This window comes from Falsihalocynthiibacter sp. BN13B15, assembly GCF_041205415.1.
Taxonomy (GTDB): Bacteria; Pseudomonadota; Alphaproteobacteria; order Rhodobacterales; family Rhodobacteraceae; genus Falsihalocynthiibacter; species Falsihalocynthiibacter arcticus.
The window spans coordinates 67060-88716 of the sequence record NZ_JBGFCE010000013.1; the positions used below are offsets into that span (position 1 = coordinate 67060).

Sequence of the window (21657 nt, forward strand, 5' to 3'; positions counted from 1 at the left end):
TTAATCGCGAATTTCACCCACTCCGACGCCCCAATAATTCGACTTTGGAGCCCACCCTTTGTAACCATCTGCATTGAGTTCGCACCAGTCGGGATTACAGTCTTGAAGGCGGGCAATTACGCCCGCTTTTAATTCCGCCGTCGGAAGGGCGTTGTCTTTGGGATGGCTGAGAAGTTTGGTCAGGTCTTTGGTGATCACCACGGTGCGCACCCCCGAAAGCAGGGTGAAATGCACCCAGCCCCCAACGCCGTCCATGTCCCGCACGCGGCGCCAATGTCCGAATTCGGCGGTAATTTCCAGCGGCATGTTGCGGTGCTTATAAACCCAGTCAATTCGGTGAGTCAGGCTGGGCCCACGACGCACATTGGCCTCCGAGGCTTTCATCGACACGAATCGCGGAATTGGCAGATTTGTTACGGCCCCGCGCGTTTCGGCAAAAGACGAAGGCGTCATGGACGCAAAAAGGAGCACCGACAGGAGGGCTCGAACAAAGTTTTTGGAACGCATTTTGCGATTGCCTGACTTATTTTCTGCTTCTGTGCGTCGAGTTCTTGTGCCCGATCGTCAACTCGGCCACCATAGTCTTGAGAGCTGGAAAAGAAAAGAAAAGGGAGCGCACCATGCCCGCTAAACGTCTAAGTGTTGTCGTAACGCGACGGTTGCCTGCAGTTGTCGAAGCACGCCTCAAGGAGCTTTTTGAGACAACATTGCGGGTCGATGATACCCCGATGATTCGCGAGGAACTCTTGGCGGCGATGCAGCATGCGGATGTTTTGGTACCTACGGTTACCGACAAGATTGACGCCGCGATGCTGGCAACGGCTGGCGCGCAGTTGCGCCTCATTGCGAACTACGGCGCAGGGGTTGATCATATTGATGTCGCAACGGCGCGTCAGCGCGGAATCCTTGTTTCCAACACGCCCGGTGTGGTTTCCGAAGACACTGCCGACATTGCGATGATGCTCATTCTTGCCGTTACGCGCCGAATCCCCGAGGGGCTTCGTGTGATGCAGGAAGGCGGTTGGCGCGGATGGACACCGACGGCGATGTTGGGCGGACGGATTGCGGGCAAGAAGCTGGGGATATTGGGCATGGGGCAAAATGGCCGTGCGGTTGCGCGGCGTGCGGCAGCCTTTGGAATGGAGATACATTACAACAATCGCAAACGGTTGCATCCCGAGGTCGAAGCCGAGCTTGGCGCGACATGGTGGGAGAGTTTGGACCAGATGGTTGCGCGCGTTGATGTCCTTTCGATCAATTGTCCGCATACGCCCAGCACGTTTCATTTGATGAATGCGCGGCGGTTGAAATTAATGAAACCGACGGCGGTGATCGTCAATACGTCCCGTGGTGAAGTGATCGACGAGAACGCTTTGACGCGGATGTTGCGTGCGGGCGAGATTGCGGGGGCGGGCCTTGATGTGTTTGAGGACGGAGCGAACATTAACCCTCGTTTGCGCGCCCTCGATAACGTCGCTTTGTTGCCGCATGTTGGATCGGCGACGCGGGAGGGGCGGATCGAAATGGGCGAGAAAGTTATGATTAATATCAAAACATTTGCCGACGGTCATCGCCCACCGGACCTCGTTGTGCCCAATATTTTCTAGCGCCCGTCTGTTGATTTAGCATAAGATACCGTTGGTCGTGGTGAGCGGCTAGGGGGTTGCCGTGCTTCGCGCCAGCGAACGCCAATTTGATTGAATACCCCTTTTACCACCGAGATTTATGCCGGATACTATGACCGCTCCTTTATAATAGGGACGCAATGTCGGCAATTTTTAGCCGTTGGACACGCTTCTCCAAAGGCAATTGATCTGCGTCAATCGAACTTTGGTGTTTCGGTGAAATCTTACCTAACGTTTCTGTCACGTTCTTTTGGTAAGCGAGAGGTGAAACCGATGGACTACAAATATATTCAACCACACATCCAAAAGCTACAATCGGGCAACAGGGATCCTCATCCATTGGCGAGGGACCTCGCGCCCGAGTTGCCAAGCCAGCTTAGCGAATATGTTGATATCCTTGGGCCTTTCCCAAAGCAAAGCCTTGAGGCCCTAACCGACCTCGGGTTGTCTGACGCCGAGATCGCGCGTTACCACATGATCCCTCGGCGCTGTGTTTCGGAGCTTCGCACAATCTGGCATATTCACGGTCACGCCTAATTGCCGACCTAATAGCGGCCACGCAGTACAGTGCGCGGCTTGGTAATTCATGGTGCAGCTCCTTTATGCGGTGTGATCGCGGGTCTGCGCTTACGATTTGGCGGTACCGGAATGCCCGATAGGGTGACGAGATCAGGTTTTCGTTTTTTTCTGACAAGGGGCGAAAGCGTTTGGTCTGGGCGCAAATAAAGATAGTCGCGGGTAAGGGGGACCGCGTCAATTTTACGGGACAGTTGAAACTGATATACCGCTTGATACCCATGCCGAAATGTCTGTTCGCTGGCGGCGAGGTAGAAGCGCCACATCCGCACAAATTGGTCATCATAAATGTTGCGAGCCACGTCTTGGTTTTGGATGAAACGGTCGTACCATTGGCGCAAAGTATAGGCATAGTGCAGGCGCCAGCACTCAATATCTGTGGCCCACAACTGCGCTTTTTCGACTGCCGCCATTGTCTCCGAGACCGAAGGAACATAGCCGCCGGGGAAAATATGTTTGGCAATCCAGGGGTTTGTGTCCTTTGACGCGCGTGACCAACCGATTGTGTGTACTAAGGCGATCCCCTCGGGGGATAGGCGGTTGCGAAGAGTGGTGAAATACTCGTCGAAGTGGCGCAAGCCAACGTGCTCAAACATTCCAACAGAGACAATTCTGTCAAACTGCTCGTCGATATTGCGATAGTCGCAAAGGCGGATATCTACGCGATCCGAAAGCCCGGCCCGTTTTGCGCGCTCCGTTGCAAAGGCGTGCTGTTCTTTGGACAGTGTAATGCCGACAACATTTGCGCCATAATCCTGCGCCAAGGTCATCGCCATCCCACCCCAGCCACAACCGATATCCAAAACGCGCATGCCCGGTTCGATCAGTAACTTGCGGGCGATGTGGTTAATTTTTTGCTCTTGCGCTTGCTCCAATGTGTCGGAGGGATCCTTGAAATAGGCGCAGGAATACTGGCGGCTTTCGTCGAGAAAGAGATCATAAAGTTGCCCTGAAAGGTCATAGTGGTGCGCTACATTGCGGCGCGCCTGTGGCACCATATTATTCTGTTTCAAACCACGCAAAATTGCCCGCATTTTTATCACAGGCTTTTGCCACCAAACGCGATTCGCCCCAGCGGGATCGACGTTAAGAACAAGCATCGCCAAAAAGGATTGTAAGTCGTCGCCATCAATTGTTAGCGACCCATTCGTATAAGCTTCCCCAAGGGCCAATTCAGGGCTGAGGGCCAACTTGCGGACCGTGGCCATGCTGTGAATGCACACCAAAATGGGTTTGCCAGTCGCATCGCCATAGATGCGTTTCTCGCCATCGGGCATCACAATATGTAGCGATCCATTCTGCAACAATGGTTGCAGCATCTGGTCAAATGAATATTTCCAAAACCAATCCATTTCGGGGCACCTTTGTTAAGAAATCAAAGACTTGAAAGGCAGATCGCATGGTAGGCTTTGCTCCCCGCTTGGCGGTTTGAGTATACGAAGGCCTTTCCAAAATGTAGCATCCGCGCCACCGTCAGAATTGATACAAATCAACTCTGGCAGTCGTAAAAACGGACTCGCTCTTCGGGCTAGGCTGCCAAATCGCAAAACGGGGAGCATAGCTAAGTTCATTGAACCCCAAAGTTTTGCCTCGGCTAATAAATGCTGATCCAGCGCCAGATTGATTTGCCTCAACTGTGGCACCATTTTTTCGCCGACAACGGAGGAGAAAGGTGCCGTGCGCCGGAGGGATTCATCTGGATTGCGCCATAATCGCACCGCCGATAGGCCCGCTGATCCTCCTCAAGAATTGCTTCTGTCTCGATGTCAGAAAACCTGTATCCAAAGGAAATCGCGAAAATGGCCACGAATCCACACTTCACCCCTTCTCCTTTACAGGTACCCGATAGCCACAAAGGGTGTGACGTCATGATTTTTCTGGAGGATGCACACGTGGAGACCTCCGCGCTGTTCCATGCCCAAAAGGTCGCGAATGCGTTTTCTGGCAAAGTCGTACTTGTGCATATTATGGCGGATCCTCACGACGGGAAGGGCCCGATTGACCCCGTGGATTGGAATATCAAAAAGCAAAAAATCATGAAGGATCTTGCTGAACGCGCCCGCCCCTTTGCAGGGGAGGATGGGCCAGAATGCGAAGTAAAACTGCTCGAAGGGCAGTGTATCGGCCAAGTTTCCGATTTTGTGGACCATCGGCAGGGGGGCATCGCCGCCGCACTGCGGTCAACGGATGGTCTTGGCTGGCAATCGAGTGATACCGCTTGTGGTGTTTTGCTGTCGCAAAGTGCGGCAATTCTTATGATTCCTTCCCGCGCGAAAGGGGGGCAAGACAAGCGCTATCGCCGAATTCTGGTGCCCCTCGATGGATCGGTCCGCGCAGAGGCCGCCCTCCCGAAGGCTGTTTTGTTGGCTAAAGCGGAAAACGCCGAACTTTTGTTGTGTTATGTTGTCCCGAGCGTGGGTTTGACCGCGTTTGGCGTCAAAGATAAAAAGTCTGAAAAATTGCATGAAATGGTGGCAATCAAGAATGAGCAGGCAGGTAAAAGACACCTAGGTAGCATCAAGAAAAGCCTCGCACACAACGGTCTGAAAGTATCCACAAGCATTGTTCACGTCGGTGATGTACGGCGCGCCATCCTGAGTTTTGTGTCCGAGAAGGCCGTTGATTTTCTGGTCATGGCGACGCACGGACAAAGCGGACACGGCGATGTTGCCACCGGAGATGTCGCCCGTTTCATTTTGGACAGAGCGGAAATTCCGGTGTTGATGGTACGCCACAAACACACTCGAGATAATGTCCATGCGTTCAATACGGTGTCGTCCAAGGGGGTGCGGCAACCTGTGGGTACGGACGGATGAATGCCGCCGAAAAAGCGTCACCTGGTATTAATCGCCCCCCGATAAACTATGCGATTGATGCGGGGCCTCCGGTGCTGCTCGATAGCTATCGGGCGTTGCCCCGTCTGTCTGACTGGTTTGAGCAGGTCCGAACGTATTGCGCCGATCCTGCCGCCAATCATGAACGGGCGGCCGAATGGCTTTTGGATAATGACTATCAGGTCAAGCGGGCGTTGCTGCGGTTGCAAGAGGGTATGCCCCCCGATTTTTACCTCAAACTCCCCGCTATGGATGGCACAAACGGCGCAAGGATTCCGCGCGTTTTCGCGGTATCAAATGCGGTTTATGACGAGCTGACCCCCCAAATTATTTTTACCGATCTGGTGCGCTATATTGATGCTTTTCAAATGACGACGCCGCTCACCAATGCTGAGGTGTGGGCGATACCGTCGATGCTTCGCCTTGTGTGTATTGAACGGTTGATCCATGCGATCGGTGCGATGAACGCCGAGTTGTTGCTGAGCGTCGACCTAAGCGAGCAAACACTGGCCACGCCCGTGGCGCGACCCGTCGATCAGATAGCACGGGTGATTGCCAATCTGGTTACCATCGACACGATCAAATGGGCGGATTTCGTTGATGAGGTGAGTTGTATCGAGGCGGAACTGTCCAAGGATCCCGCGCATATTTATGCGCAAATGACCTTCGAAACCCGTGATAGTTATCGCAAAACCGTTGAGCGGTTGGGGAGGCGCACCAACACCTCCGAGTCCGAAATCGCGCGCGAGGCGGTGGTATTGTCCCAGAAAGAAAGCCAAGACTCGCTGCGGCATCATGTTGGCTATTGGCTCATAGGGGACGGGTTACCCGCATTGGAAGCTGCAATTGAGTATCGCCCGCCCCTCATTTCTGCATTTCAGCGTCAATTGTCCGGATTTAGGGGCGCGCTCTATGCTTTGGGGCTCTCGCTGCTTGTGGTGGCCGCCTTAATGGTGTCCGTCGTCTATTTGTGGGTCAATGATGCAACGTGGGGTCAATGGATTATCGGTGTCGCGGCAACGTTGTTGCCCGCCACAATCCCAAGCGTGTGGGTCGGGCATTGGCTTATCACCCGTCTGAGCCGGCCCAAGCCGCTCCCTGAACTGGATTTTTCAAAAGCCATTCCCTCAGAATTTTCCACGGCCATCGTGCTTCCTGTAATTGTCGCGTCTGAGGCCGAGGTCGAGGGGATTGCCGAAAAGCTGGAGATATTGCGCCTCGCCAATCCCGATCCGGCCCTCACCTTTGTGGTGCTGTCCGATCCGGTCGACGCGCCGACACAAACAATGCCCGACGATTCATTGATCGAAATCGCATTTCAAAGCCGGATCGCGGCGCTCAATCTTCGGTATGGAAAACAGGGCAAAGCCCCTTTCATTTTGCTGCACAGGGCACGTCAGCACAATCCATCCGAAGGCTGCTGGATGGCGTGGGAACGCAAGCGCGGCAAGCTTGAGGAGTTTAACCGCTTCGTGTTGGGGGAGGGTGTTGATGCTTTCAACGTGGTTGCCGGCCCCGTCGAAAGCCTGCGCGGTCTGCGCTATGCGATCACGCTTGACGCAGACACCCAATTACCACCAGGCACCACATCGCGTCTCATTGGAATTATTGCCCACCCCCTTAACCGAGCCGTCATTGATCCGCAAAGCGGGCGCGTGACCAAAGGCTATGCCATCTTGCAACCTCGGATCGAAATCCTCCCTAAACTTGAGGAAAACACGCATTTTAGTCACCTTTATGGTGGAGATACCGCCGTTGATATTTATAGCCGTGCGGTGTCGAATGTGTATCAAGACCTGTTTGGAACCGGCATTTACGTCGGCAAAGGGATTTATGACATTGCGGTCCTGCATCGCAGCACAGCGGGGCGGATTCCTCAAAATTCCATTCTCAGTCACGACCTTTTTGAGGGGCTGCACGCGCGCGCGGCGTTGGTGAGTAATTTGGTTTTGTATGAAGACATGCCCGCGACTTATCCGGAATTCGCGCAGCGTCAGCACCGTTGGATGCGGGGGGATTGGCAGCTTGTCCCTTGGCTCGGGCGCCGCGTCCCCGATGCGCAGGGAGGACGTATGCGCACGACGTTGACGGCGCTGGATCGTTGGAAAATGGTTGATAATTTACGCCGAAGTCTGACGTCGCCCGCGTTGTTGTTGCTCTTTTTGGGGGCGTGGCTGGTCTTGCCGGGTAGTGCGTTGGTTTGGACCGTTTTGGTTATTGCGGCCCCGGGTAGCTATCTGGCCGGAGAATTATTCGCCATCGCAACAGGGGGAATCCGGCGGGGGGCGATGGGCACCGCGATCCATAAAATCAAGACCACGGGTGGGCGCTGGTTTTTTACGATCACGTTTCTGGTCAGCGACACCTTGATCTCGCTTGATGCGATTTTTCGCACCCTTTGGCGGCTCTATGTGACGGGCAAAAAACGGCTTGAATGGACCTCGGCGGCGCATGTGTCCAGCAGGCTTTATGGCCAAAGTATTCGGAGGGCCTCTTGGAACCTGATGTGGCCCTCTTCGGCGCTTGCGGCGATTTTGGCGGGACATCTAGCCCTCAATAATCCTAGTGGTTTCTGGTCTGCGATACCGGTTCTGATCCTATGGTTACTTGCACCAGAAATCTCTGTGTGGACCGCACGCCCGCGGTATTTCCGCACCCAGTCCCTAAAGGCCACCCAACGTGCCTTCCTGACGTTGGTCGCACGGCGCACATGGCATTTCTTTGAGACCTTTGTTGGGCCAGACGACAATTGGTTGCCCCCTGATAACTATCAATTTGGCGACAAAGAAGAGATCGCGCATCGCACCTCGCCCACCAATATCGGCATGTTTCTGACCTCCGCTCTGGCGGCACGTGATCTAAATTTTATCACCGTCAGCGATTTCGTGGCCCGCAGTCGCAACACCCTCGACACGCTGGAGCGGATGACGCGGTATCGCGGGCATCTGCTGAATTGGTACAACACCCAAACCCTTGCCCCCCTTGAGCCGCAATATGTTTCGACCGTCGATAGCGGAAATCTTGCGGTTGCGTTAATCGCCCTGAAACAAGGCTGTCTGGACCTTGTGGCGCGCCCAGCATTTGAGAGCAGTAGTTTTGGCTCTCTTGAAACAACCCTCGACCTTTTGTGCGAGGCCCTCCGCGAGGTGCCAGACGTAAATGAGCGCGCGCTGCGCGATACTGAGCGGGCCATCCGGCGCCTGATAGCCCAGACCGCTTCATCTCCGCTGGTTTGGAAAACCATCCTCGACACGCTCGGTGACCCGCTCTGGCAGGAATTGGAAACGACTGTGCGCGATACGATCGAGGACGCGACTGATTTGCCCCAAACGCAAGTGAGCGAAATTACGACGTGGCTCGAACGGTTCCACCACGACTTGCACGCGATTGCGCGCGATATCGACACCTTCCTGCCGTGGCTTTCTTTGCTTGCCGAAGTGCCCGCGAAAATTAGGCCCAGTGCACAGGAAGTGGCGGAAATGATGTACCCCTCAAAAGGGCAAAATGGGAAACCGCATGCACCAAAGGCCCTGTCCGATCTCTTGGAGGCGTGGCGATCGGCGCACCCGAATGTTGACCCCAAGACCCAAGCGTGGCTCGATCAGATGCAGCAGGCTATTCACGCGGGGCTTGCGCAGGAAAACGCGTTGCACGCCGCGTTGGGGGATTTGGCCCAAAAGGCTGGCGAGATGGCCTACGGCATGGATTTCACATTTCTGTATGACTCTGCGTCGCGCCTTTTTTTCATTGGTTACAATCACAGTCTCGGAAAAATGGACAGCAGCCACTACGACCTTTTGGCGACCGAAGCCCGCTTGGCCAGTTATTTCGCCATTGCCAAACATGATGCCCCTATTGAGCATTGGTTTGCGTTCACGCGGCCCATCACCCGCCTTCAGGGAAAACCGTCCATTCTGTCGTGGAACGGGTCAATGTTTGAATACCTCATGCCGCCGCTTTTTTTGCCCAGCTACCGCGATACTCTATTGGGAGAAAGCGAGTTGACGGCGGTTGAATTTCAGCGGGAGTATGCGCGGGCGCGCGGCGTGCCGTGGGGGATATCGGAATCCGCTTTTGGTATCACTGATGCACAGGGCACGTACCAATATCGTGCGTTCGGGGTTCCGGGATTGGGTATTCGCAGGGGTCTGACCGAGGACCTTGTGGTGGCACCATACGGCTCGGCTTTAGCGTTGTGTGGATGGCCGCAAGCGGCGGCTGAAAACTTGCGCGCGCTTTCAAAACTCGGGGTTCTAACCCGATATGGCTTCATCGAAGCTTTGGATTACACACCGGATCGCGCCCCTCGAAATGCCGATTTTGTGCCTGTGGAAACCTTTATGGCGCACCATCAGGGGATGGTACAGGTGGCTATCGTCAATGCGTTGCGGGACGATATTATGGTGAAACGGTTCCTGCAGGAAAAAGCGGTTAAATCCATGGATCTTCTCTTGCAGGAACGCGTGCCATGGGATGAACCCTTGGAACGTGGCCGTGCGGATGAAGGTTGGGCTCACAAGGCTGATGTGCCGTCTGCACCAGACCTTGCCCCATGGCTGCCGTCGCCGGACTTTGTTGTTCCGCAGGTGCATCTATTGGGCAACGGGCGCATGGCGTCGTTGATCACCGATAAAGGGGGAGGAGGGCTTAGCTGGGGCGAAACTGCCCTGACACGCTGGCGCGCGGATTCTACCCGCACAGCAACCGGAATGTGGTGTTACCTTGAGGATGCCGATCGCGCAGAAATCTGGTCGCTTGGCACCTCTCCGTCGGGCCATACCACAGCGGAAACCAAAGTTGTTTTCCACCAGCACATGGTTGAATTCCTGCGCCGGCACGCGGGTATCGTTGCGCGTATGGACGTGACTGTTGCGCCATATGATGACGTGGAAATTCGGCGTGTGACGTTGGTGAATGAGGGGGATAAGGATCGAACGATTAACCTGACAACCTACGCTGAGGTGGTTTTGGCGCCCCCACTGGAAGACGAGCGCCACCCAGCTTTCAGCAAACTCTTTGTGAAAAGCACCTATTTTCCAGAGGAGCAGGCCTTGTTTTTCAAACGCCGTCCGCGCCGCCCCGAAGCCCGGCCCCCCGCCTTGCTGCACAAGTTGATTAGTACCGATCCTGACCTCAAAGTCGCGGCATGGGAAACCGACCGCCGCCGATTTCTGGGCCGCAATCAGAGGGAACAGAAGCCGCAAGGGTTGCGCGAGGGATTAAGTGGAACCACAGGGTGGACGCTTGATCCGGTATTGGCCCTTCAAGTGCGTGTGCGCCTGAAGCCCATGGAGACAAAGGAGCTGACCTTCCTCACCGTCGCAGGGACGTCCCGTAAGGATGTGGTGCAAGTGGCTAAACGCTATCCCGTGATCGCGATTGAACGCACGTTCCGCGACGCTTTGTTTGAAACGGCGCGCGCGGTTCACAAGCTGGGGATTGAACCTGCGCATTTGCCGGAGTTGCAATTGCTGTCCTCGTTGCTGGTGCATGCCCACCAGACATTCCGCGCACCACCGCCGCAGGACACAGACGTTTGGAAGGGGCAATCAGACCTTTGGCGGTTCGCGATTTCGGGTGATCTTCCGATCCTTCTCCTTGAGATTTCACACCCCGAAGAGTCAGCGCTTTTGGATGTTTTATTACGGGGGCATCGCCGTTGGCATGATCTTGGGTTGCACGTTGATTTCGTAATTCTGCGCGACGCGACAACGAGTTACGAAGAGCCGCTGCGGGAGAAGGTTTTGTCGATCCTGAGCGATACCAATGCGACGAGCCTGTTGGGGATGCGCGGCGGAGTTCATTTGCTTGCGGCGGACCAACTGGAAGCGGGGCTTCGACGCGGCATGGAAGCGGCTGCGCATGTGGTGCTGCGCGATCAAAACAAATCTCTCGGTGAGTTGCTGGATCGCGCCTTGAACGTTGGAAATCCTTCGCCGCCTTTCGAACCCGTTCCAGCCCCAGAATACAAACCCGTATCCGCGATCCCTAGGCCGAAAAACCTGTTGTTTGACAACACATATGGTGGGTTTGATCCCGATAACAGTGACTACGTGATCCATCTTTCCCCCGAAATGCACACTCCAGCGCCTTGGTGTAACGTTTTGGCTAACGACGATTTTGGCTGCCTTACGAGCGAAGCAGGACTGGGCGCAACTTGGGCTATTAACAGCGGCGAGCATCGCCTCACGCCTTGGTCCAACGATCCAGTGGCGGATGTCCCGTGTGAAGTGGTTTACCTTCGAGATGAGGCAAACAGTGATGTTTGGACCACGACGCCCATGCCGATGGGGATGGATGCGACGTGTCAAATTCGACATGGCGCAGGGTTTACGCAGTGGCGCCAAAACAGTCACGGGTTGGAGCAAGAGGTGTCGGTCTTTGTGCCGGTCGACGGTTCGGTCAAGCTTGTGCGATTGCACCTTAACAACAAGTCCGGCCAAGCGCGCCGTATCTCGGCGACCTATTACGCGGAATGGTTGCTCGGCGCCCTCGACAGCGTTGCGCGCCCGCATGTCTCCATCCGGTACGATCCAGCCCTAAAGTCCATTATCGGGCGTAATCGATGGAATGCGGAATTCGGCGCACGTGTTGCATTCCTGACGGCTTCGTTAGGCCCCCACAGTGTGACGGGGTCACGCAGTGATTTTCTGGGCCACGAAGGCGATGTGTTTAACCCAGACGGTTTGCGGCGCTGGGATTTAGGCGGGCGTTTTGTACACGGAGGCGACTCCTGTGGCGCGTATCAGGTGCATCTTGATATCCCCGCAGGAGCGCAGGCCGAGGTTGTTTTTGCCTTGGGGGAGGTCGCCAATCAAGCCGCCTTGGCCCAAGCGGTGGAGCGCTGGCAAGACCCAACCGAGGTCGAAAACGCGTGGCGCGCATTACAAGACACTTGGGTTAAAAGGTTGGGGAGTGTTCAGGTGAAAACCCCTGATCCCGCGTTTGATTTGATGGTGAACCGGTGGTTGCCTTATCAAAACCGAAGCTGTCGAATTATGGCGCGCGCGGGGTTCTATCAAGCTGGCGGAGCCTACGGTTTCCGCGATCAATTGCAGGACGTACTCGCCCTGTTACTCAGCGAACCCCAACGCGTGCGTCAGCATATTTTATTGGCGGCACGCTACCAGTTTGAAGAGGGCGATGTCTTGCATTGGTGGCACCCACCCGAGGGGCGGGGGGTGCGGACACATTGTTCGGACGACTATCTCTGGTTGGTCTATGTCACCGCGCGTTATGTTGCCGCGACAGGGGATATGGCCGTTTTGGATGTCAAAATTCCGTTTTTGAGCGCGCCGGAGTTGCGACCCGAAGAGCATGATCGCTATGCCCTATTTGAGCGCGGCGAGATAGGAACGTTGTATGAGCATTGCGCCCGCGCACTGGCCCGGATGATGGAGACAGGAGCCCATGGCTTGCCGTTAATGGGAACGGGCGACTGGAATGATGGCATGGACCGGATTGGCGACGAGGGGCGTGGCGAAAGTGTTTGGTTGGCGTGGTTTCAAATCGCCACCGTGACCGCGTTTGCTCCTGTGGCCCAGAAAACAGGGCGGGAAGAGGACGTTGCTCGCTGGCTTGTGCATACCAGCCATTTGGAAAACGCGCTGTCCACGCAGGCATGGGATGGAGATTGGTATCGACGCGCTTTTGATGATGAGGGTTTGCCTTGGGGGGCGTCCGAAAATGAGGAATGTCGGATTGATTTGATTGCTCAGGCGTGGTCGGTTTTATCAGGTCTCCCTGCGGATGCGCGAGCGCTCAAGGCGTTGACTTCGGCAGGTGAGAACCTTGTCGATGTCCAAAACCGGCTTATCCGCCTGCTTACCCCACCCTTTGACAAAACCGACCGTGATCCGGGATATATTCGCGCCTATCCACCGGGTATTCGTGAGAACGGGGGGCAATACACGCATGCGGCAGTCTGGCTTGGCGTGGCCTATGTAGCGATCAACGAGGGCGACCTCGCACATCAGGTTTTTGACATTATCAACCCCATTCGACGCGCCACAAACCAGCAAGCGGCAGACCTCTATCAGCGCGAGCCCTATGTGCTGGCGGGGGATGTATCGGGCGTGGGCGCTCAAACTGGGCAGGGAGGTTGGTCTTGGTACACAGGCGCCGCGGGGTGGACATTCCAACTCGGGGTCGAAGGTATTTTGGGCATGCGACCTGAACGGGGGGCTGTGCGAATGGAACCTTGTCTGCCGACGGCATGGGCGCACGCCGAAGTCGTGCTCGATTGCGGAAATGGCCGCCTTGAAGTGGTTATCGAGAACCCCGATCACCTCGCCCATGGTCAAGGGTTGCTCTGTGTAGACGGCAGCGACGCTCCAAACTCGACGGTGGCCTATCCGGGTAAGGGGCAAACACGAAAAGTTGTCATTACCATGAAATAAAGACCCCAAGGGAGCGCATCCGTGTTTTCTTGTCGATTTTCAGGGGCCCTTAAATAACGTGGCGGCCCAGAATAGACTTTCTAGGCCGCCAGTAAAGACCGATGAAGGGCGCGGTGTCAGGGCAGGGACGGGGGGGCGGCCTCCATGGTCTAACTGGGGTGTTGATTAATCCGGTACTGGTTCGAAATACGGGTCGCTTTGGGGACAGACCACGCCTTAACGTGCTTTGAGAAATGGCTGTGGTCATAAAGTCCAAGTTGTTGTTTATTCGGGTGGCGTAAAAACAGTTTGTTTTTAATTAGCGTGTAATTAGGGAGATAATGGCACAAAGGCGGGAGAAGCGATTGATTTGCATCAATCTCTGTGCGTCATCTGGATTCCGCTTCACAAAGATAAAACGCGTCGCAGGCAGCCTCCCGCCCTCGAATGACGCGCTTTCCTTTTAGAGGGCCGCGATGCTCGGTGACCACAGTACATTGCCCTTGGGCGCGTTTTTCTTGTTCGAAATAAACCACAACCCAATCGCGCGTCCGTTGGAAATTTTGTGCCGCTGGTGTGTTGGAAAAGATGGCGGTTAAATGCCATTTGTTGCGCTCAATATGCAGGATCGGGAGGTTTAACGACCCCGAAGCGTGAATTCGACGCGGCGAGAGCGTCGGCATTTGGTCGATCGCCGCTCTGTAGGCGCGATCAATCTCAAAGATATCAACAACGGAGGGCTGTTTTTCAAGCGCCTTGTGCAGCGTCGGCCGACGCCGAGAGAGGATTTCAGTTAACGCATGTGAAATGGCATTTACCCGCCGCTCGCCTACGCCTTTAAGCGCCAAGAGGCGACCGTCAATAGTGGCCTTTTCCAGCTCCTCAAGCGTATCAATGTTCAGTTGGGAATGGATGGATTTCGCAAGTCGTCGGCCAATCAATGGGATCGTTTGAAAGAGCTTTTCTGGGCCATGGTTCCCGCGCAACCTATCTATTAAGTTAAGATTTCCAGTTTCGTGCAGCTCGGCAATCGCTTTTGCGACGGGAGGAGCAATGTTGGGAAGCCGATCCGGACTAGCCCTCTCCATAATAGATTGAAGAGGTTGCGCTAAGTCCGCGACATAATGTGCGGCCTCGCGATAGGCCCGCACGCGAAACAGCGATGCGCATTGTTGATCCAGCAAATCGGCGACCTCGTTGAGCCGCGCGGCAACAAAACGATTTTTGTTCAAAGTCTCGCTTAAGTGATCCTGTCGTTGGATGAATGCAGACATTTAGGCGGCCTCTCTTTTGCCGATGATACCATTAGGCGCGGTGTGGCGTATGGGCGGGTACGTTCAAATTGTTGTGGGTTTAAGAGTAACGAAAGGATCAGAATGCCGATTGATATGTCTCAACCGGGGCGATTAATTCTCGGGCTTGGAATTGCCTCAGAATCGATTGAGTGCCCCTGTCTTTGATTCCCGCGGAAAAGCGCGCGTATCGCCTTGGCGCGTCGAGATTCAAAAAAAGAGTGGTGCGTGTGCAGGCATCTAGACGATTTGGTTGACTCAAATCAATTCGACCGCGTCAAAATAGGGCAGTTAAATAAGGTGCTTCAATCAAGGGAGGGGAATCCATTTTGATTTGAAGGGGATTTGGATTGAACTGGGGCGATCGGGAAAGGGGGATTAGGGAAAACGTGTTTCGGGCCAAGGGACGTTCGAACCGAAATCAACTTTTCATACAGTAACCACACAGAAAACCTGCGGCGTTTTCCATTGTTTGCACGTTGGTGGTTTTGATATGTGCCCATGAATCCAACAATTTGACAGATGTAGGAGCTTGCGGCTTTACGCGCAAGTCTGGGGGAAATCTCGCGTACGATCGATAGCAATGTTTTCAGAAATATTATTTTTTGCGTGTCGAGCGACATTTCTAAATGTTCAAAAAGTGGAATGTATTGTGAAAAAATTAGTTCTAAACACGTCTGATACACTCGAACGTATTTACGATTCGGCGCTTCGAAACACGCTCTTAGAAACGATTTTGGATGTCGTTTCTCATTTCTTGCCAGGGACGGCGGTTGTGTTGTTCGGACAGGATACTGTGCGTCTGCCGGGAAATTTCATGTTGCACAAGGGGCTGGGGACGAATGCTGTCGTGGCGTCGATGGCGAACTTGGCCGTTGATAATCCGTGGTTTGAGCGCCAGTGGCACCAACGGCTCGGAGAGATATACCAAGACGCAGAACTCATGTCGCGAGAGGAGCAAATCGCTTCACGTGGATTGACCATATGGAATGCGACGATGGGGGTAATGGTCCACGCGTCAGGGATCGTTCTTCATCGACAGCGCACCCGACAACTGGTTTTGGAAATTCGGTTTCCAGAAACAACAGACGCGAAATCACGGCGCGACGCGACGGCCCTGCTGGAAACTTTAGGTCCGCATCTCGTGCGGGCGGCAAAAATTATGTATCTCAAAAGCCGCTTTCCGTTGAGCACACAAATGGCCAATGATGTACTTGAGTTGTTTCCGTTTCCGGTTCTGATTGTTGACACGGAATGCCGCGTTCGCAGTATGAATGAGCGCGCCGAACTTTTGGCCAACAGGATGGATACATTTTTCATTAGTGCCGACAGCATCTTTCATGCCACCAATTTGGACGCCGAGTTGGAGTTTCGAGCCATGGTGAACCGGATGGGAGCCGGAGTTCAGCACAGCACCGAACTGTTTTCCCTGCCCAATGCCGAAAAGTCACAACAGATCTTTCTTTCGTTGACCAAACTCGGAGCGAACTCGACGCAGCGCCTAAACTCGCGTAACGTGTATGAAAAGCAAGGTGCTCGCTTGGCTCTGATTATTCAGGACACAACGGAGGCGCTTAAACTAAGTCACAGCGCACTTTGGAATGCATTCAAACTGACCAATGCCGAAGCCGAATTGGCCTCGCTGTTGTTGGAGGGGTGCACAATCGGGGACTGTGCGCAAAAGCAGAGTTTGGCGAAACAAACGCTGCGCAATCACCTCGGTTCGATAATGAAGAAAACCAAGACGAACCGGCAACCACAACTCGTTGCGTTATTGACTCGATTGGCACTCACGACGACACTCTAGAGGTAGAATGCCTCTCGCAGGCGTCACTTTGGGTCCATCGCATTGCGGGACCTTGGTGATGGCATGTGACCTGATACTGTAGGAGTGATCGTTGAAATTCCCATTTTTCGTCCTCGCGATGATCTGTTCTGGCTCCGTGGCCCATTCTCAAACCTTTGATCAAGACCTCCTGAGTCCCTTTTCAGCCCTTGGAAGCGGCGTGACGTTTGGGTTTGCGGATATGTCCCAATCGGACGAATTCAACGTGACGGGCCCCAGTGTAGGGTTCGGACTTGCTGCTAAAATCGACAGTGACGACGTTGCACCGTTTTATTTGGAGTGGAGTGGATCGTGGGCGTGGGGGTCGAATTTCACGTCTAGCACCGAAATGCAGGGATCCGATGCCTACGTTTATGCGCCCAGAAGAAGCCCCGTGGGCACAATCGACCTCTCAACCGAGATCAGTGCCACTGGCCCCACCGCGGCGGCGACGGTGCAAATCACAGATAATTCAGGGGATACGGCGACCATTTTCAGTTCTGCATTTTCGCCTTTCGGAACCGGAAACTCAGTGGCGCAGTTTGCCACAACGATGACGGATGCGGGCGGTATTTATGCGGCATTAACCACAGACGGCGAGGCGATCACCGCCACGTCCTATGGGGGAATGTTTGACTCGACGGGCGTTTCGTTCATGGGGTCGGGCAATGAAAGCAATACCACGACCATCACAACCACGGTTGAGGAAAATATCAAATTTTCCAATCAGGTGCTTTACCTGAGTAAGCGTTTTTCACTGGATGAGAACTGGATTTTGTCGCCCAAAATCGGGCCGAACTATCGTAGTTTTGATCGCAGCAATACAACGCGCACGACCATTGATATTGACGGAAGTCGCGGATCGGATTCCTCCATTCCGACAGTAACAATGGAAGATAACTGGAAGCTAAACGGGAAATACTATGGTGCCGTTTTGGGGGCGGGCCTCACGCGAAAAATAAACGACGCTTGGAGCATCAATTTTGGGGCGGAAGCTGGACTGACAAAGTTCAATGCCAAATCTGAAACGATGGAGCTGGTGAATTTCGCGGGGTCTGCTTCGGCCATTCCCGGCGAGCGCAAATCCTTGAATGGCACCGCACGCGTTGGTCGGATTACGGGCGCATTAACCCATGTTGCCGAGAACGGCGCGATTATCGTTTTTGGTGGTTATTTGGATTACATGTCGGATGTACCGTATTTACAATTTGAAACGGTTGGCAGTCCCAACATAACCACGGCGGGATCATCCGTTGGTTTGTCAGGGAACGGCGATACCTATCGTACACATTCGATCCAAAAAAAGAAGATGATCGGCTCGGGTCTCAATCTGAGTTTTGTTTTTCTCTTTTAACGTCCCTTAAAACGCTGAAAGCCCGTCCTGATTATCACAGTCCGGGCTAGTCTAGCGCGGTGTCGCAGGCGGCCTCGTTTCCGCCTGAGCGAACCGATAGTCGCGCCAGATAGCGATCTCCGGCCAAGGCATTGACGATGACCATTCCGACAATCTTTCGCTCGTCCGGTGCGACGTCAAACAAGCCACTTTGCGCGATGTTGGAGCGGCCACTTACTCCCTGTTTTGTAACGACAAAACTGTAACTCCCCGCGGCCTTGTCCCCCGACCAAACCACGCCACGGAGTTGAAGATTCTGCGACACCGTTTTGGTAGTTATCTCACAGTGGAGTTTCCCAGAGGAACTCTCTGTCTGTACCTCTCCCAAGGCCGATTTTTCTGTTTGGCTCATGGCGTTTGCCCTTTGTATCATGCAAAGTGTCGATACGCCGATAACCAAAAAAAGAACCAGCGCCTTGTGCCACGAAGGGTGACGAGCGCCGTTAATATCCAAAACTGATACGGGCATCTTCTCTGCTCCCCTTTTTGCGGGATAATTTGGTTCCTAGGTTAACGAGGCGCAACGATTTTTGCACTGTTATTCGCTCGCCCAGGTAACTCATAACTTGTCCGCCGGTTGACGTTTTACCGACGCGGCCTACCGATCACCTCGTTTGTAAGCACAAAATGCCTAGAGAAATGATCAAATTGACCCGCTAGTTGTTGATTCCGAATTCTAGCGTCGTCGTTGCGCCACCACTCCCCCATGTTTGAGAGTACGTAGAAAACGAACCGGAATATTGTGGTGCGGAGAATTGAAAACTTCCGTACCCCTGATAATTCCCAGTCTGGTCTACGCTTCTGCTAAAATCATTCCCAACTTGGGCGATAGATGCTGTGTTCCAGCGTCCGTTCTGACCAATGGCCGCACTGTTATTATTTCCAACCTGAGTTATGTGAGCATCATTGTCACCAGCTTGCGTTGTTGTGGCTTCGTTGTTGTCTCCGGTCTGATTTGTGTCTGACGTGTTTTGTCCAAATACGGAGAGTGGGGCGCTTATCAGCGCCGCAGTGATAAAGATCCTGAGCATCGTCAATCCTCCCTTTTTTTCAAAGAAATAAAATTTGTGGTTAGCCTGACTTGAACAGTTCTCTTTAGAAAGCCTGGCTACCTAAGAAAAAAATTTCAAAGAGATCCGATTCGGCATGGCAAACGTGTTTGTATAGGGTCACACGGGGCGGCATTTTTAATGCCGCCCCTGCATTTTAACGGTTAGTGTGGCGAAACGCCGTCCACTTGAACAGTCAGGGAGCCGTTGCCGACACCAACTTGATTGGTGTTGGAATAGTGGCCTGTGCCAAACTGGCCGGTTCCCGCAGCATTTAGGTGACCAGCTTGAGTCGTAACCGAGCCGTTGAATGCACCGTCTTGCAATGTGCCAGAAAAGTTTCCGGAACCGTTTTGACCAGTGAAGCTGCCATTGGCGAGACCGTACTGACCTGTCATCGCGAGGTTAGACCCAGCCTGCATTGTGGTTTGGCTGTTGAACCAACCGCCCTGATCGACGATTGACACGTTTTGGGCGTAAGCTGCGCCTGACAGAAGTGCGGAAACAGCGACGGTTGCAAAAATCTTTTTCATAATTTCCTCCATAGAGTTGATAATTAAGGTGTTGAACTTGGTATGCGTTGCGGGTTCCTCCCCGATCTGCCTCATAAATTTAGCTTGAAAAACGGCGGGAATCCCGTTGGAAAGTGCCACGAAAATCTACATTTTTTCTATATAATTCAGCCGCCTATACTTCGAATTAGCCAATTGTCCCTGCTTGGGACCAATTGCGGAGGAAATGGCGAAAACGGCTGGCCAAACAAGCAAACGGTCCACAAAACTTACGTGTCTACCGCGCGGTCAGCATTTTGGGGCAAAATTGGATTTTTGTACCCATCAGCTAGTATAAACGTACTGGGTTTTTCGTTCGAAATGACCCGAACCACGCGCGTAAAAACCCTCTAGCAAGGGAGCGACAAAACTACCGGGTTCGAAACTGGCCCTTTGTAAGAATCATATCCCAGTGCCTTCAAGGATGACTACCGACCCTCTGCGCCTCTGATTGGGATTACGCACCGGGGATGGTCATAGACAGCCAACGGAAAAACCCGTTCCGTTGGTCCAAAGATGAAACGGAGCTGTCGGAAGTGCTGATGGCAGGAAAGAGTTGGCTAACGATGTGATTGGAAGGTTGGGGAGGACGCCCGAAGAGAATAAGCTGAACGACTTTGACCGTGCTTCACACAGGTTTAGGCCTTGTGACATATCCGCGAACGCGCCGTCGCTCCCCTATAGAACGGCCAATTAAGGAGGCAGGCCTCTTGCGAGCGTGTATGTCAAAGACCCAACATTGGGGTTCACCCAAGATTTGCACAATGAGTGCAGGTCTTTTCACGGCGATTGATGCTCAGAATATGAATTGGGTTTTTCGAGGGGTCATCCCTTTTTGAGGGTCATTGCCAGACGCATTGTCGCGGCAAGGACCGCTTGCGCCAAAATGGGGGATCGGCCCGTGGTCATAGGTGCCTCGCCCTGCGGATCATTTTCGCGCAATGTGCAGGTCCAATGGCCGTCTTTGTCATTCGTTGGTCCCTGGAAATTTATGGACCAGTCGGGAAAGGCGTCATCCGCGATACGCATCGCCTCATCCGTGGTTCCAATGCGTTCTGCTAGCCTAATATCCGTGTCAACGGCGTCCGGCAAAAGATAGGCCATCCCATGCGCCACACCATCGAAATCGGCCACGGTGAGATCGGTTTGCGTCTCAAGTTCCTTGATGAGAATGTCTAATTCAGGGTCTTTCATCGGTGGGTCGCCTTTCGTGCGCGGGTTGCATCAATGGCTCAGGAGGACGGCACAATCTTGTTGTTCAATTAGGGTTTTCGTCGTACCGCCCAAAATCTCCTCGCGCAGGCGCGAATGGTCGTAGGCCCCCATGACAATCAGGTCTGCCCCTGCTTCTTTGGCCCGTTTGAGAAGAACGGTTCCGACCGGTTCCCCGCCGCTTGGATATTGCATGATGGTAATATTGCACCCTTGGTGGCTGAGCCAACGCGCGACGTCAGAGCCGGGGTTTTCACCGTCGCGCAACTGATTGGTCATTGGATCGAAAATCGCGACGGTCACGTTCTTGGCTGCCCGCAGGATCGGGAGGGCGGTCCGAATGGCGCGCGCAGCGGGAAGTCCAACTTTCCACGCGACGAAAACTGTTTCGGGTTGCAAGGAGGACGCGTTCCCTGTCCCGTTTAGCAATACACCCGTTGGCGCTTGAAAAAGGGTAACACGGAGCAACCCCCTAAAGAGATCGCTGTCCTGTCGTAATTCATTGGCAAGAACCATTAGGTCGCAAGCCATCGCCCGACGGGCTACGGTGTCGGGCAATGTGACCGCTTCGCCGCTCACTATACTCACATCCGCACTCACCCCTTGTGTCGCGAGGTACTCTTCAATCTGTAGGCGCGTTTGGTCCAGTTCGGCATTTGTTTTGTCGACTTCGCCATGCCAATCATAGGCGATAGATTGTCCGCTAAACGCTCCAACCTCATAGGTATAAAGGGGAATTGGCGGAACCGCTCCCAACACCAACACACTCAGATGCAGGTTATGCTCCCTTGCGGGGTCGGTGAGCGGTTTGAGATCGACAGACGAGGCCGACCTACCAACCACCACGAGGAGTGTGGCGTTTTTCATGGTGGCATTCCTTATATTCGGATTGCTTTTATCATGCCGTTTCACAGGATTGAGG

General features: G+C 53.9%; 14 protein-coding genes. 6 read left to right on the forward strand and 8 right to left on the reverse strand.

Annotated features, from left to right (window positions below; translation table 11 throughout):
* Nucleotides 1-507, reverse strand: coding sequence for an SH3 domain-containing protein (locus AB9F26_RS18095; protein WP_335584081.1), 507 nt, complete (start codon nucleotides 505-507; stop codon nucleotides 1-3).
* A 113-nt stretch (nucleotides 508-620) separates the two neighbouring features.
* Here AB9F26_RS18095 and AB9F26_RS18100 point away from each other — a divergent pair, with 113 nt between their 5' ends.
* On the forward strand, nucleotides 621-1607 hold the full coding sequence (locus tag AB9F26_RS18100; RefSeq protein WP_335584080.1) for a D-glycerate dehydrogenase: 987 nt from the start codon (nucleotides 621-623) through the stop codon (nucleotides 1605-1607).
* A 291-nt stretch (nucleotides 1608-1898) separates the two neighbouring features.
* Nucleotides 1899-2162, forward strand: coding sequence for a hypothetical protein (locus AB9F26_RS18105; RefSeq protein ID WP_335584079.1), 264 nt, complete (start codon nucleotides 1899-1901; stop codon nucleotides 2160-2162).
* A 47-nt stretch (nucleotides 2163-2209) separates the two neighbouring features.
* Here the strand turns inward: AB9F26_RS18105 and AB9F26_RS18110 are convergent, their stop codons facing one another.
* Nucleotides 2210-3553, reverse strand: coding sequence for a class I SAM-dependent methyltransferase (locus tag AB9F26_RS18110; RefSeq protein ID WP_369768659.1), 1344 nt, complete (start codon nucleotides 3551-3553; stop codon nucleotides 2210-2212).
* Between the two features lie 447 nt (nucleotides 3554-4000).
* Between AB9F26_RS18110 and AB9F26_RS18115 the strand changes: the two genes are divergently transcribed.
* Entirely contained in the window at nucleotides 4001-5017 is a 1017-nt protein-coding gene (locus tag AB9F26_RS18115; protein WP_335584077.1) for a universal stress protein, read from the forward strand.
* Nucleotides 5014-13434, forward strand: a complete 8421-nt coding sequence (locus tag AB9F26_RS18120) for a GH36-type glycosyl hydrolase domain-containing protein (protein ID WP_369768660.1) — start codon at nucleotides 5014-5016, stop codon at nucleotides 13432-13434. The genes AB9F26_RS18115 and AB9F26_RS18120 overlap by 4 nt, the downstream gene beginning before the upstream one ends.
* 368 nt (nucleotides 13435-13802) lie before the next feature.
* Here the strand turns inward: AB9F26_RS18120 and AB9F26_RS18125 are convergent, their stop codons facing one another.
* Complete coding sequence (locus AB9F26_RS18125; protein ID WP_369768661.1) at nucleotides 13803-14687, reverse strand: helix-hairpin-helix domain-containing protein; 885 nt, start codon at nucleotides 14685-14687, stop codon at nucleotides 13803-13805.
* A 670-nt stretch (nucleotides 14688-15357) separates the two neighbouring features.
* On the opposite strand from AB9F26_RS18125, the gene AB9F26_RS18130 reads away from it, so the two are divergent.
* Both AB9F26_RS18130 and AB9F26_RS18135 read left to right on the forward strand, forming a co-directional pair.
* Nucleotides 15358-16512, forward strand: coding sequence for a helix-turn-helix transcriptional regulator (locus AB9F26_RS18130; RefSeq protein WP_369768662.1), 1155 nt, complete (start codon nucleotides 15358-15360; stop codon nucleotides 16510-16512).
* A 91-nt stretch (nucleotides 16513-16603) separates the two neighbouring features.
* A complete protein-coding gene (locus tag AB9F26_RS18135; protein ID WP_335584073.1) occupies nucleotides 16604-17884 on the forward strand; it encodes a hypothetical protein in 1281 nt (426 codons plus the stop codon).
* 46 nt (nucleotides 17885-17930) lie between these two features.
* On the opposite strand, the gene csgH is transcribed toward AB9F26_RS18135, so the two are convergent.
* The 5 genes from csgH to AB9F26_RS18160 form a co-directional block, all read right to left on the reverse strand.
* Nucleotides 17931-18275: a curli-like amyloid fiber formation chaperone CsgH gene (gene csgH, locus AB9F26_RS18140; protein WP_335584072.1), complete on the reverse strand. Its 345-nt coding sequence runs from the start codon at nucleotides 18273-18275 to the stop codon at nucleotides 17931-17933.
* Nucleotides 18276-18579: 304 nt separating this feature from the next.
* Entirely contained in the window at nucleotides 18580-18954 is a 375-nt protein-coding gene (locus AB9F26_RS18145; protein ID WP_369768663.1) for a hypothetical protein, read from the reverse strand.
* 182 nt (nucleotides 18955-19136) lie between these two features.
* On the reverse strand, nucleotides 19137-19505 hold the full coding sequence (locus AB9F26_RS18150) for a hypothetical protein (protein ID WP_335584070.1): 369 nt from the start codon (nucleotides 19503-19505) through the stop codon (nucleotides 19137-19139).
* An 843-nt stretch (nucleotides 19506-20348) separates the two neighbouring features.
* Nucleotides 20349-20717 carry a hypothetical protein gene (locus AB9F26_RS18155; protein WP_335584069.1) on the reverse strand — a complete coding sequence of 123 codons (369 nt, stop codon included), beginning with the start codon at nucleotides 20715-20717 and terminating at the stop codon, nucleotides 20349-20351.
* 30 nt (nucleotides 20718-20747) lie between these two features.
* The gene (locus tag AB9F26_RS18160) at nucleotides 20748-21602 is read right to left on the reverse strand and encodes a universal stress protein (RefSeq protein ID WP_369768664.1); all 855 of its coding nucleotides are present in this window, start codon (nucleotides 21600-21602) and stop codon (nucleotides 20748-20750) included.
* Nucleotides 21603-21657: the final 55 nt, after the last annotated feature.